Source organism: Marinomonas sp. FW-1, from assembly GCF_005222245.1.
Classification (GTDB): domain Bacteria; phylum Pseudomonadota; class Gammaproteobacteria; order Pseudomonadales; family Marinomonadaceae; genus Marinomonas; species Marinomonas alcarazii.
In genome coordinates this window covers 1,561,266-1,575,117 of sequence record NZ_CP025987.1, presented here as the reverse complement: position 1 = coordinate 1,575,117, position 13,852 = coordinate 1,561,266, and the positions used below count along the sequence as shown (strand labels likewise).

14 protein-coding genes and 1 tRNA gene are annotated in these 13,852 nt (G+C 44.1%); 5 read left to right on the top strand and 10 right to left on the bottom strand.

The window, feature by feature from the left end:
- Positions 1-124: 124 nt before the first annotated feature.
- Entirely contained in the window at positions 125-874 is a 750-nt protein-coding gene (locus tag C1X04_RS07385) for a sulfite exporter TauE/SafE family protein (RefSeq protein ID WP_110571887.1), read from the top strand.
- A gap of 57 nt (positions 875-931) precedes the next feature.
- On the opposite strand, the gene orn is transcribed toward C1X04_RS07385, so the two are convergent.
- On the bottom strand, positions 932-1,489 hold the full coding sequence (orn, locus tag C1X04_RS07380; RefSeq protein ID WP_137169560.1) for an oligoribonuclease: 558 nt from the start codon (positions 1,487-1,489) through the stop codon (positions 932-934).
- 74 nt (positions 1,490-1,563) lie between these two features.
- Here orn and rsgA point away from each other — a divergent pair, with 74 nt between their 5' ends.
- The gene (gene rsgA, locus C1X04_RS07375) at positions 1,564-2,598 is read left to right on the top strand and encodes a small ribosomal subunit biogenesis GTPase RsgA (protein WP_110571885.1); all 1,035 of its coding nucleotides are present in this window, start codon (positions 1,564-1,566) and stop codon (positions 2,596-2,598) included.
- Here the strand turns inward: rsgA and C1X04_RS07370 are convergent.
- Both C1X04_RS07370 and motA read right to left on the bottom strand, forming a co-directional pair.
- Positions 2,595-3,500 carry a flagellar motor protein MotB gene (locus C1X04_RS07370; protein ID WP_110571884.1) on the bottom strand — a complete coding sequence of 302 codons (906 nt, stop codon included), beginning with the start codon at positions 3,498-3,500 and terminating at the stop codon, positions 2,595-2,597. The genes rsgA and C1X04_RS07370 overlap by 4 nt on opposite strands.
- A 33-nt stretch (positions 3,501-3,533) precedes the next feature.
- Entirely contained in the window at positions 3,534-4,388 is an 855-nt protein-coding gene (motA, locus tag C1X04_RS07365; RefSeq protein WP_110571883.1) for a flagellar motor stator protein MotA, read from the bottom strand.
- 122 nt (positions 4,389-4,510) lie between these two features.
- Between motA and C1X04_RS07360 the strand changes: the two genes are divergently transcribed.
- A complete protein-coding gene (locus C1X04_RS07360; protein WP_137169559.1) occupies positions 4,511-5,992 on the top strand; it encodes an HDOD domain-containing protein in 1,482 nt (493 codons plus the stop codon).
- A 36-nt stretch (positions 5,993-6,028) separates the two neighbouring features.
- Complete coding sequence (gene asd, locus C1X04_RS07355; RefSeq protein ID WP_137169558.1) at positions 6,029-6,892, top strand: archaetidylserine decarboxylase; 864 nt, start codon at positions 6,029-6,031, stop codon at positions 6,890-6,892.
- Between the two features lie 69 nt (positions 6,893-6,961).
- Here the strand turns inward: asd and C1X04_RS18575 are convergent, their stop codons facing one another.
- The 7 genes from C1X04_RS18575 to queA all read right to left on the bottom strand — a co-directional run bounded on the left by C1X04_RS18575 (position 6,962) and on the right by queA (position 13,557).
- Positions 6,962-7,105 (bottom strand): hypothetical protein, encoded by a 144-nt coding sequence (locus tag C1X04_RS18575; protein ID WP_217495008.1) that lies wholly within the window; start codon positions 7,103-7,105, stop codon positions 6,962-6,964.
- A 174-nt stretch (positions 7,106-7,279) separates the two neighbouring features.
- Positions 7,280-7,879, bottom strand: a complete 600-nt coding sequence (locus tag C1X04_RS18570; RefSeq protein ID WP_217495007.1) for a serine hydrolase — start codon at positions 7,877-7,879, stop codon at positions 7,280-7,282.
- 214 nt (positions 7,880-8,093) lie between these two features.
- Positions 8,094-9,008 carry a protein translocase subunit SecF gene (secF, locus tag C1X04_RS07345; RefSeq protein WP_137169557.1) on the bottom strand — a complete coding sequence of 305 codons (915 nt, stop codon included), beginning with the start codon at positions 9,006-9,008 and terminating at the stop codon, positions 8,094-8,096.
- 9 nt (positions 9,009-9,017) lie between these two features.
- Positions 9,018-10,868 (bottom strand): protein translocase subunit SecD, encoded by a 1,851-nt coding sequence (secD, locus tag C1X04_RS07340; protein WP_110571878.1) that lies wholly within the window; start codon positions 10,866-10,868, stop codon positions 9,018-9,020.
- 78 nt (positions 10,869-10,946) lie between these two features.
- A complete protein-coding gene (gene yajC, locus C1X04_RS07335; RefSeq protein ID WP_110571877.1) occupies positions 10,947-11,273 on the bottom strand; it encodes a preprotein translocase subunit YajC in 327 nt (108 codons plus the stop codon).
- Positions 11,274-11,344: 71 nt separating this feature from the next.
- Positions 11,345-12,463 carry a tRNA guanosine(34) transglycosylase Tgt gene (tgt, locus tag C1X04_RS07330; RefSeq protein WP_217495023.1) on the bottom strand — a complete coding sequence of 373 codons (1,119 nt, stop codon included), beginning with the start codon at positions 12,461-12,463 and terminating at the stop codon, positions 11,345-11,347.
- Between the two features lie 32 nt (positions 12,464-12,495).
- Positions 12,496-13,557: a tRNA preQ1(34) S-adenosylmethionine ribosyltransferase-isomerase QueA gene (queA, locus tag C1X04_RS07325; protein ID WP_110571875.1), complete on the bottom strand. Its 1,062-nt coding sequence runs from the start codon at positions 13,555-13,557 to the stop codon at positions 12,496-12,498.
- A 158-nt stretch (positions 13,558-13,715) separates the two neighbouring features.
- On the opposite strand from queA, the gene C1X04_RS07320 reads away from it, so the two are divergent.
- Positions 13,716-13,800 (top strand) — tRNA-Leu (locus C1X04_RS07320).
- The last annotated feature ends 52 nt before the right edge of the window (positions 13,801-13,852 follow it).

Here is a 13,852-nt window from a genome sequence, read left to right as displayed (position 1 = left end):
CCAATCACATGGCTCATTAATTTCTGACAATTCTAATACAGAAGCCTTTTGAAACAAGTGGCAATCCCCCATAATCAATATGCATTTTTACCGCTCACCACAAACATCTAACCAGAGGACACTTATGGATTGGCTGCTTATGTCACTCATCGCCATTGCCGTATTTATTACTGGCATTTCTAAAGGTGGTTTCTCTGGCGCTTTCGGCATACTTGCTGTACCGCTTATTTCACTCCAAACTTCCCCTACTCTGGCCGCCGCCATAATGCTCCCCATACTCTGTATCATGGACATTTTCACTGTGCAGAAGTTTTGGAAAAAGTGGAACACAGAGCAACTAATCAAATGCATACCTGCAGCCATCATCGGCGTTGTTATTGGTGGCCTAACAGCGTCATGGTTCTCTGCTGAATGGTTAAAAATAATGGTTGGCATTATTGCTGTTGGCTTCACGCTGAACTCATGGCCAAGAAAAAACAGCGCAACAGAGCGACCACCTCTGCATTCGTTCACTGGCAAGCTTTGGTGCACCCTTGGCGGTTTCACCAGTTTTATAGCTCACGCTGGCGGACCACCCATGAGCGTCTATCTATTAAGAGCAAACCTAGACAAAACACAATACGTGGCTACAGCAGCCGTCATCTTCACAGCAATAAACTATGTAAAACTCATTCCATACGGCATGCTTGGACAACTCAACAGCACCAACATCCTGTTATCACTTTGCTTTACACCCGTTGCGTTTATTGGCGTCCAACTTGGCGCATGGCTGCATTACAAACTTTCCACGGCCGTGTTTTTCAAATTCATGTACGGCTTTCTTTTCCTAACAGGAATCAAGCTAATATGGGATGGTGTGACAGGACTGAGTTAGTGGGCACAGAACCCACCAACTCATAACAAGAACAGGTTAGATTAGCAGCATGTGCTATTAAGATTTATCGTCCATACCAAACATAGTTCGACGATAATGCTTTAATTCGCCAATAGACTCTAAAATATCATCCATTGCCAAATGTGAGCCTGATTTAGTAAATCCTTCTAATGCCTCTGGCTTCCAACGTCTTGCCAATTCTTTAATGGTACTGACATCCAAATAACGATAATGAAAGAATGCTTCTAACTTAGGCATGTAACGGTACAAGAAGCGACGATCTTGCCCAACACTATTACCACAAATTGGCGATTTACCTGCTGGCACATATTGCGCCAAAAACTGAATGGTTTCTTCCTCTGCCTGCGCCATGCTTATGCTCGACGACAACACTCTTGCTGTTAAGCCAGAATCACCATGATGCTGTGTACACCACTCATCCATCGCGTCCATCACCGCTTTTTCTTGATGAATAGCAAGGCTAGGACCTTTTGCTAAAACGCTCAGATGCTTATCCGTAACCACGGTTGCAATCTCAATAATTGTGTCCGTTTCTGGGTTCAATCCGGTCATTTCAAGATCGATCCACACTAAATTCTCATCATTTAAGCTCATAACCTTCCAAATCCTTTATTATCAATGCCAAGCATTATACTCTATGCGCCTTACTTTATGACCAGACGAATCTAATGTCGAAGCGAAAACTTACTAAACAACAAACTTGGCGAATCGAAAAAATCCACAAAGAGCGCGTTGAACGCACTCAAAAAAGAGGAGAGGTCGCCGAGGAACTTCTTCAGTCATCAGACCTTGGAGCCGAAACTGAAGGCATTATTATTTCTCATTTCGGAACACAAGTTGAAGTGGAAGGCACTCAAGAACCTTTTCTTGGCGTATCTACCCGATGCAACCTACGCGCCAATCTAGGCCAACTTGTAACAGGCGATAAAGTCGTTTGGCGCCCGAAACAAAATGAGGGCGGTGTCGTGGTTGCAACCACACCAAGACACACTTCTTTATCTCGCCCAGATATGCACGGCAGGATAAAACCCGTCGCAGCAAACATAGATCACATTATTGTTGTGATTGCTGCAGAGCCTGTTGCGCACGCCAATTTAATTGACCGCTACCTAGTTGCTGCAGAAACCGTTGGCATTCCACCTGTCATACTACTTAACAAATGCGATTTAATTGACGACAAAAACAAAGAAGATTTAGACAATCTACTTAAAACCTACGAAGACCTGAATTACAACATCATCAGAACCTCCATCAAAAATCAAGCTGGAATGGAGTCGCTGTATGGATTCTTACAAGATAAAACCAGCGTTTTTGTTGGACAGTCAGGCGTAGGTAAGTCGTCACTTATCGGCACCCTACTCCCAGATATAGATATCAGCGTGGGTGAGCTTTCTCAGAAACGTAAAAAAGGCGTACATACCACCACCACAGCCAGACTATTCCATATGCCAAAAGGCGGCGACCTCATTGACTCACCAGGAATACGTGAATTTGGTTTATGGCACATTTCAGAAGATGAGTTACTGAACGGCTTTATCGAATTTCGACCGCATATCGGCTACTGCCGATTCCGAGATTGCGCTCACGAAAAAGAACCAGGCTGTGCGATTCTTGAAGCCTTGGAAAAAGGTGAAATAACAGAACACCGCTTCCAAAGCTTCTTAAGAATTAAACATTCGATACGTGAAAATCAGGCGTTTTAAAAAACCGCTTCTGGCGTAAGTTTGACACTAGGTTGCTGGGCAGCATCACCGAAATTACGGCGATTCTGATCCAGCAATTTTTTATAAGCATCATCCGTCAACAGAGTAATACTGATTCGTCTATTCTCGGCACTCTCGGTATCAAAACGGTTATAAGGGACCGAATCAGACAAACCTATCACTTGAGCAATACGCTTATCAGGCACACCGCCTTCTTCTAATATTCGGCGAGCCGCATTCGCCCTTAGCGCTGACAAATCCCAGTTATCCAAACGCCCACCATTAAATTTTGACGAATCCGTGTGCCCCGTGATGACAATAGGGTTAGAGACCTTATTAAAAATTGGCGACATGGTAAGGAGAGTATTTTCTATATCAGGCATCATTCGCGCACTGCCACGCTCAAACATGGGCTTATCAGGGTCGTCCAACAACGTAATACGCACACCAAGAGGCGTGATTTCGATACGCATATTTTGCTGCTGAGAAAGCAGGACATTCATTTTCCCCACCTCTTCTTGCAACATATCGTTGATGCTCTTTGACTCCGCAGAATCAGGCCCATTACCCAAACGATCATCACGAGAAGGCACATCAACACTGCCAGGATCAGGCAGTTGCAAATCTAGCTTCTTTTCAGCACTTTTGGCAGGACTGCCACCTAGATCAATCGGATTAGCACTAAAACCAGCCGTTGACTGCCCCATTGGATCTTGAAAGTACCCTTCAATACTTTTTAACTCCTCTGGAGAGGCCACGCTCATGATCCATAAAACCAAAAATAGCGCCATCATTGCCAAAGCAAAATCCGCCAAGGCTATCTTCCAAGCACCGCCATGATGACCGCCCTTTTTGATTTTTTTGACTCGACGAATAACTAAGCCATTAGTACCTATAGCCATTGCTCACACCTCTTATTCTTGCGCTCTTGCATACTAGCGATACTGCTTAAGGCCATCAGATAGCTCAATAAAACTCGGACGCATTTCAGGTGGAAGCAACTTGCGGCCAGTTTCTACCGCGACTGGCGGAGCATAGCCTGACACAATCGAATTCAAACACGCTTTAATACATAGGTATGCTTTTAACTCATGGGTACCTAAATTCTCCAAATGAGAAGCCATAGGCCCCACAAAACCATAACCAAAAAATATCCCTAGAAATGTCCCTACTAGCGCAGCCGCAACATGAGCACCGATCTCTTCCAGCGGCCCACCGATCGACCCCATGGTAATAACAATACCCAACACAGCCGCCACAATACCAAAGCCTGGCAACCCTTCGGCCACACGAGTCAAGGCATGACTTGGTGCAACCAACTCTTCCTGAATTTGTTCAATTTCATTATCCATAATTGCCTCTATCTCATAAGCAGGCAATCCTGTTAAGGTAAAAATCCGATAGTTATCCGTTAAAAAATCAACAACCTCATGATCCCGAACGACATCGGGAAATCGAGCAAACAACTCACTCGTAAAAGGCGACTCGATGTCTTCTTCAATCGATAAAAAACCTTGCTGTCGGCTTTTTTGAAAAAGGCAATACATCAAACCTAACAACTGCAGATAAAAAGTCTTATTGTGACGACTTCCAGTAAACACCTGCGGCAGCATGGTAATTACTTTTTTCTGCACAATAAAAGGATTGGCAACCATGAAAGCACCAAGCGCTGCACCACAGATGATAATAACCTCAAAAGGTTGCCATAGGGCCAACATATTCCCATGGGAAGCAATATAGCCAAACACCACACTAACAATGACCACTAGCAAACCAGCTAATGCAAACATATTACCTTCCTTAATACTGACAAAGTATGCTCTTATCTCAATATACAGTATGATTAATAAGAACCGAAATATAAGAGCAACTTTTTAAAAACCACCAACATGAGCTCTCAATGTAACCAGCTATGATAGACAAGTCACCTTCTGGCCTAAATGAATGGCTACATTTTCTAAAAAGCAAAAAATTTCCCGTGAAAGCGGTAAGCTTGTCTCGTCTAAAAACCCAAATAGCGAGAACAGAAGACACACTTGATGGCATGCAAGCCAATATCGCCTCTGACCCATTATTAGCCTTCGCGATATTAAACGAAGCAAACCGAATAATACCTAATAAAAACAATGAAATAAAAAATCCTTTCCACGCAGCATCAATGGTTGGCATGAGTGGTATCGGAAAGATTTTTTCCGTTTTTGCACCTTACAAATTCTATCCAAAAAACAATCCACCACATATCAAAGCCTTCCTTAGTGAAATACAAACCAGCTACGAGGCTGCCACCATAGCGAGACATTGGTCGATTGAGAAACTCACCAGCCACGAGGATGATATTTTTTGGATCACCTTATTTCGCGATGCAGCAAGATGGCTATTGTGGTTTTACGCCTATCCAACCATGATGGAAATTAAGCACAAGCTCAGCCAAGGCGAAAAACAAAGCCAAGCCGAATTGAACGTTTTAGGCTGTCGCATAGACGAACTGACTGTGCATTTATGCACCCATTGGAACACACCAAACAAGGTTATTGAGTCCTTCTCTACCAAGTTCATACCGAATAAAAAAGAACTGCAAAGCCTGGCACACTTAGCCCATCACCCAGAAGAACTACCTGGTTTTTCTGAAGACAAAAGGCTAACAATACTAATAAACAACCCACTGATTTTTTCATACTGCGCAACCAAGCTAACCCATGAAGCAGATTTAAGGGGCTGGGATTCTAAAAACCTGCCTTTTTTCTATCGTGTTGTCGCAACCGTTATGCACCGTCATGTAGGGGAAGTGATCCAAACCGCACACCTTGCCAGTGCAGAAGCAGCAAGACTGTTTAATAATGGCGGAAGAGCACCTTTAGCACTGCAACTACTAGACCCAAATTTATATACTGGCAATAAGACCAGCATCAGTGATACCAACAAAGCATCCCCCATTGCCACACTCAAAAAAGCATTGGGCAAACACGATATTTATGACTCAAAGCAAAAAGCTAATATGGCTTTGAAAACGATTAAACAAGCCATACCAACCGCACAGCACGTCATACTATTCAAACAATCCAAAAGCACTGTGTCGCCGATCTTCCAATATGGCTACAATATCAACATTCTGAAAACCATAAAATGGGACGCACCTTCTACCCTATTTAGCAAGCTATCAACCAAAAAGTCAGCAACACATCTTTTCGGCAAAAAACTAGACAGAATATTAAAAGACCTGCCGCACACAGCAGCCCAAATAATCGACCCTAACGGCCACCTCATGCTCGCCTCTACACAAACAGCAGAGCGAGAAACGGTTATATTTTGGCTAGAAACTCGCGGCGAATTTAACGAAAAAGACTTCACAAGCCTAAAACAGATTGTGTCTCTTGTAAGCCACAATCCAATTTAAACATTTATTCAAACTTCACCTACTAGGATAATAAACGTGACTAAAGACCAACTTTTCGCCTTTGCGCAACACATCACACCACAAAAAACATTATCAAGAGTCATTGGTAAGATCGCCGAATGCGAAAACTCATGGGTTAAAAACACCTTTATCAACCAATTTGTTAAAAAATACCAAGTCGACATGTCGGAAGCCGTTAACAGTGACGCGCTGTCCTACCGCAACTTCAACGATTTTTTTACACGCGCTATTCGCCCAGAACTGCGCCCTATTTGCGAAGAAAAGAACAGCATTGCCTGCCCTGCGGACGGCGCGATTAGCCAACTAGGCAAGATTGAACACGGCACACTATTTCAAGCAAAAGGCCATCATTACAGCCTAACAAGCCTTCTTGGTGGTGATGCTTCCTTGTCTAACGATTTTCTTGGCGGCTCCTTTGCCACTGTATACCTATCTCCAAAAGACTATCATCGCGTTCACATGCCACTCACTGGCAAGTTAACCAAAATGATCCACATTCCAGGAAAGCTTTTCTCGGTCAACAAAGTCACGGCAGAACAAATCCCTAACGTTTTTGCTCGTAATGAACGCACAGTATGCCTATTTGAAACAGAAGCTGGTCCAATGGCCGTCATACTTGTTGGCGCCATGATTGTAGCCAGCATAGAAACCGTATGGGCAGGACAAGTCACACCATTCAACAAGAATGTCGTGACATGGGATTACAAAGAACTAAGCAACATAGAGATCAAGAAAGGCGAAGAAATGGGCCGATTCAAACTAGGATCAACCGCCATCGTTTTATTCGGTAAGAACGCCGTCAATTGGGAAGCGTCGCTTCAAGCAGAAATACCAACCAAAATGGGTATGCATTTCGGTACAATCAACGAGAAAGAATAAGCCGTAAAGCAGAAAGTCTACTCTTGGATTGAGTAGACTTTTACGCATGAAAGACAAAACTAAAAAGAGTTACCTAGCTGCTTGGATAACAGGGATAATGTCCTGACTAACCATCTCATGCAGCGAATCACGATAGCCTGTTTTGCCTGAAGGCAAATGCTCATCGGACGTAATAGCGATCGTTAAGTCCAAATCTGGCAGCACATAAATCATTTGCCCACCATAGCCCCAACCATAGTAGCCCTGAACATCCGCAAAGGTTTGAATAGACCAACCATACCCATATAGACCACGATGAAAGCGTGACTGCGTCCTTGGCTGCCAACTTTCCTCTATCCATTTTTTAGAAAGAATCCGCTTACCTTTTTTGGTGACTCCACCCCTTCGCTACAACTCACCAAACGCCAAAAGTGAAGCTGGCGTCATACCAACTTGATTACCTCCCATTGGAACACCTTGAGGGTCTGTCTCCCAACTCTGAATCCAAACACCAGAACCGTTAAACCACTTATTGGCTAGCTGATAAGTATTCTTACCACTCTGACGCATAATGATCGCAGACAAAAGATGCGTATTTCCTGTTGAATACTGCATGTCACCACCAATCTCGGACACAAAAGGTCGCGCCAACACCGCCTGAACCCAGTTATTGCTCGCTACCCAACGTCCATAATACCGTCCAGACGTACGCTCTAGTCCCGCCTGCATTGAAAGCAAATGCGACACTGTAATCTCTTTCAAACGCGGATCTGGATCTTTTGGCAGTTGATCAGCAAGAATCGACACAATAGTTTGATCGACACCCTGAATAACATCACGCTCAATCGCCATACCAACGATTGCCGACATCAGTGACTTTGACGCCGACTTAATATTGGCAACCGCATCAAGATTAGCCTTGTTGTAAGCCTTTGCCCAAACCACCTCCCCTTTGTAGGCAATCTGTACCGTTTTAATATTAGGAAAACCTTGGGCTGTTTTATCCATATCACTAAAATCTAACCCCTTAGCTTGAACACTAAAAAGCAATATCACAGCGCTAAGTAAAAAATAATGCATATAAAACAATTCACCCTATTAAAGCCAACACTCAAACAAAATAACAATCACTCACCCAAAAGAAGATGGCACCCACCGATTAAAGCACATAAAAAAGCCCGCACGAAGCAGGCCTTTTTATGTATCAGAGGAAGCTTAACCACTAAGGCATATCGTCTTCTAACTCTTCTTTTGGTGTTGGCATCAAATCTTCACGTGTCACATTCATACCCAGCAATAAATTTGCCGCCACGAAAATAGAAGAATAAGTACCGATCACAATCCCTACCAATAACGCCATAGAGAAGTTGTGAATGGCTTCGCCACCCGCAACAAACAAAACCACCAACACAAACAAGGTCGTTAAAGACGTAATCAAAGTACGACCAAGTGTTTGGTTAATCGACTCATTTACCAAGTCGAAAGGCGTTGTGTCACGCATGATACGGAAATTCTCTCGAATACGGTCACACACGACAATGGTATCGTTTAGGGAGTAACCAACGACAGCAAGTAACGCCGCTAACACAGTCAGGTCAAACTCCACCTCAAAAAGAGAAAAGAAGCCCAACGTGATAATAACGTCGTGTATCAAAGCCGCTACAGAGGCAACAGAGAACTTAAACTGGAAACGCACAGCAACGTAAATCATCACGATCGCCAAGGCAAGTAACATGCCCAGACCACCTTGCTCACGCAACTCCTCACCAACTTGCGCACCAACAAACTCAGAACGCTGAAGCGAAACGTTAGTCTCACCATGATTCTGCAAAGTTGATAACACCTCATCACCCAATGTTGGCGTATAAGAGTTGGCCATACGAACCACTACATCCGTTGGTGACCCAAAGTTTTGCACCACTACATCGGTATAGCCGTTTTCAGCCAGCAAAGCTCGAACGTCATCAAGTTTAGGTGCCTCTTCATAAGCCACCTCGATCAAAGTACCACCAGTAAAGTCCAAACCAAACTGCAGCCCTTTTGTTGCCAAAGAACCCAGAGAGATAAGAATCAAAACCAGCGAAAAGGCTGCGACGATTTTACGCATTGCCATAAACGGAATATTTGTCACTTTCATGGCACCCTCCTAAATATACAGTTTTTTGTTTTTACGACCGCCATACACAAGATTCACCTGTGCACGCGTTACAACAATCGCTGTAAACATCGAAGTAATAATACCCAGTGACAAGGTTACGGCGAACCCTTTAACCGGCCCAGTTCCTACTGCAAACAAGATAACAGCAACCAATAACGTTGTTATATTGGCATCAAAAATCGTAGTGAATGCGCGGTTGAAACCAGAATGTATCGCTTGCTGACTCGGCGTTCCGTTCGCCAGCTCTTCTTTTATCCGCGAGAAAATCAACACATTGGCATCCACCGCCATCCCCATCGTCAACACAATACCGGCAATACCGGGCAAGGTTAACGTAGCAGAAAGCAACGACATACACGCCATCAGAAGGATGATATTCAGCGCCAAAGAAATGTTGGCAAAAATACCAAACACCTTGTAGTAAACCAGCATGAACAACATCACAACCAGCAAACCAATTTGAGCAGAAGTCACACCCAGCTTGATATTTTCAGCACCCAAGCTTGGTCCAATAGTACGTTCTTCAACAAAGTAAATTGGCGCAGCCAAGGCACCAGCACGTAACAACAAGGCAAGTTCGGAAGATTCACGAGGACTATCAAGCCCCGTAATACGGAATGAATTACCTAGCGTCGTTTGGATTGTCGCTAAAGAAATAATCCCTTTTTCGCTGTAGCTTCTACGCACTTCTTCCATTTTGCCGTCTTTTTCAACAAAACGACTGCGAGATTTGTGTTCAATAAATACAACCGCCATATTGCGACCAACAGCAGAGCGAGTCACTTTACTCATCTGCTTGCCACCCTTGGAGTCCAGGTTAATATTTACCTGTGGGCGACCATTTTCGTCGAAAGAAGAACTCGCATCAGAAACACTGTCACCAGTAATGATAAGGTCACGCTCTAGTCGTGCAGTACGACCACTGCCATCACGGAACGCCAATGTTTCAATATCGGCACCTTTATCGTCTAAGCCTGCTTCCAAATGGAATTCAAGGTTAGCGGTTGCGCCGATAATACGTTTCGCTGCCGCTGTATCTTGCACACCTGGCAATTCAACCACAATACGGTTACTGCCCTGACGCTGCACTAAAGGCTCAGCCACACCCAACTCGTTTACACGATTTCGCAATGTGGTTAAGTTTTGCTGCAAAGCGTAGGATTCAATTTCTTTCTTAGCGGCTTCTGTAAAGCTCACATTCAAGTAGAAATCACTGCCGTCCTGTTGTGTCGCGTAGCGATATTCCGAGAAGTCACGTTTCAGAAGCGTTTCCGCCAAATCCAGATCGGACTCTTTCAAGAAGCGAATAGACAAAATACCGTCTTCAACATCAACACTGCGATAGCGAATTCGCTCATTACGTAACGCGGCTTTCATTTCGCTGGCACTGACTTCAAGTCTTTGCTTCAGTGCTGCAGGTGTATCCACCTCCAGCAAGAAATGCACACCACCACGTAAATCAAGGCCCAACTTAGCAGGCCCAGCTCCCAAAGAAGACAACCAATCAGGTGTTGTTGGCACCAAGTTAAGCGCCGTTACGAAGTCTTCACCCAAAGCTGCCGCTACAACAGGCTTGGCAGCAAGTTGGTCCTCACCACTATTAAAGCGCAAGGTACCACCAGCAGAAGTAAGCTCTGCTTGTTTTAATTCTATATTCGCTTCAGCAAGCGCATTTTTTGCTTTTTGCAACGACTGCTCATCAACAATAGCAGTACTTTTTTGAGTAGATAATTGTAGCGCTGGATCATCCGGATAAAGGTTTGGGAAGGCATAGAGTAGCCCCAAAGCCAAAACTAGAAGAATTAGCAAATACTTCCACAAGGGGTACTTGTTAAGCATGAAAAATCCTTTAAACCTAAAAAAATGAATAGATCGATAAAGAAGAAAAGCGCCGTAAAGGCGCTTTTCTAAGAAAGGTTAAATAGACTTTAACGTTCCTTTAGGTAAAACAGCTGCAACAGAAGACTTTTGGAATTTCATCTCAATGCCTTCCGCAACTTCAAGCACTACGTAGTTATCATCTACTTTAGATACTTTACCCAATACACCACCGCCAGTTACTACCTCTGTACCTTTCGCCAAAGATGCAATCAAGTTTTTATGCTCTTTTGCACGCTTTGCTTGTGGGCGCCACATAAGGAAGTAAAAAATAACAACGAAGCCAGCAAGAAGCACTAGGTTAAAAATACCTGCATCTGCTGGTGCGCCGCCTTCAGCGTAAGCTGGTGAGATCAATGCGATCATGGTGTTAACTCTCCAATGGTTTATGAAACTGTTGCAAACTCTTTTTCAAGAAATTTGCATGATTTTGTTTATTATTCACTCAAAGCTGGCGTTTCTAGGCCTCGCTTTGCATAAAACTCATCAACAAAGGCGTCAAATCTACCTTCATCGAGCGCTAGACGCAATCCCGCCATGAGTGTTTGATAGTATCGTAGGTTATGAATCGTATTTAATTGTGCCCCTACCATTTCTTGACACTTATCCAAGTGATGTAAATAAGACCTAGAAAAGTTTTTACAAGTGTAACAATCACATTCTTTGTCTAACGGGCCAACATCGTGACGATATTGAGCGTTACGAATGCGAACCACACCATCTGATGTAAACAAGTGACCATTACGGGCATTACGTGTCGGCATCACACAGTCAAACATGTCAACACCGCGACGCACGCCTTCCACCAAATCTTCTGGCTTACCAACACCCATCAAATAACGAGGCTTATCAGCAGGCATTTTTGGTGTCGTGTGATCCAATACCTTCATCATTTCTTCTTTTGGCTCACCCACTGACAAGCCACCGATTGCGTAGCCATCAAAACCAATATCCACCAAACCTTCTAGCGACTCGTCTCGAAGGTTTTCGTACATACTGCCTTGGATAATACCAAACAATGCAGAAGGACTATCACCGTGCTCGTCCTTCGAACGCTTAGCCCAACGCAAACTCATACGCATGGACTTGGCAGCCACTTCTGGCGTCGCTGGATAAGGCGTACACTCATCGAAAATCATGACGATATCTGAGCCAAGGTCACGCTGAACTTGCATGGATATTTCAGGACTCAAAAAGACTTTTGAACCATTAATCGGCGAGCGGAAGCTAACCCCTTCCTCGGTGATTTTACGCATTTCTCCAAGAGAAAATACCTGAAAACCACCAGAGTCCGTTAGAATTGGCTTCTTCCATTGCGTGAAGTCATGCAAATCACCATGCGCTTTCACAACATCTGTGCCTGGGCGCAACCAAAGGTGGAACGTATTACCAAGGATAATATCCGCACCAATCTCTTCAATATCTTTGGTCAACATCCCCTTCACAGTACCGTAAGTACCGACTGGCATAAAAGCTGGCGTTTCAACCTTCCCACGTGGAAACGTCAAGGTAGCACGGCGCGCTTTTCCTGACGTAGTGTGAAGTTCAAAATCCATAAAACATTCTGGACGCTTATCAGACATACGTCTTATTCCTCACCTTGCGGGCCTTTAGCCTGCGCATTTCGTGTAATAAACATGGCATCACCATAACTAAAAAATCGATATTTCTGCTCTACAGCTGTTTTATACGCAGCCATAACATGATCGTATCCCGCAAAAGCACTGATCAGCATAATCAGTGTGGACTCTGGCAAATGGAAATTCGTCACCAAGGCATCCACTGTTTTAAATTCATAACCAGGATAGATAAAGATACTGGTATCGCCTTGCATCGGCGCAATTTCACCACTTTGACTTGCTGATTCAAGGCTGCGAACACTCGTTGTACCCACAGCAATCACTCGACCACCACGCGCCTTAGTCGCTTTTACTTGCTCAACCACACTGGGCTCAACTTCAACATACTCAGCATGCATGACATGGTCTTTTACATTTTCGACCTTCATCGGCTGAAAAGTTCCTGCACCAACGTGCAAGGTAACAAACGCCGTTTCTACGCCTTTGGCTTTAAGCTTTTCCAACAGCGCATCATCAAAATGCAACCCTGCCGTTGGGGCAGCGACCGCACCTGGCTTTTGATTATAAACCGTTTGATAACGTTCTTGGTCACTGTCTTCATCTGGACGTTCGATATAAGGCGGCAGCGGCATATGACCTGCTCGTGACAAAACATCCAACACAGATTCATTGAATACAAGATGAAACAAAGCACCTGAACGACCTACCATAGTCGCTTCAATCTGCTCTCCTTTGTCTTGCCCTAAAATCAACTTACTGTTTTCTTTTGGCGATTTACTAGCACGCACATGAGCTAGAGCTTCGTTACCATTGATAACCCGCTCAACCAATATTTCAACTTTACCGCCGGATTCCTTTTGCCCAAAAACACGAGCAGGAATAACTCGGGTATTATTAAACACCATCAAATCACCAGGCTGAACTAAATCCAACACATCTGGAAATTGACGATGAACCACATCCCCAGTCGGACCATCAAGATGCAACAGGCGACTCGCCGTTCTATCCGGCGTAGGGTAATTGGCGATCAATGAATCAGGTAAATCAAAGTGATAATCGGAAACGAGCATGGAAAGAAAGCTACCTAGAAAAAACGACCCAGCATTCTAGCGAAAATCCGTCTAAAAAGGTACTTCCAAGCCACCAGAAGTGAAAAAGATAAAAAATTTTCCTTATTAGCGTTGACATATATTGGAAATACCCTAAAATACGCCTCACCTTTTTCAAGGCCAGTGTGGTGGAATTGGTAGACACGACGGATTCAAAATCCGTTGCCTTCGGGTGTGGCGGTTCGAGTCCGCCTACTGGTACCAACATAAAAAAGCCCTGATCATTGATCAGGGCTTTTTTTTCGTTCCTTGAATG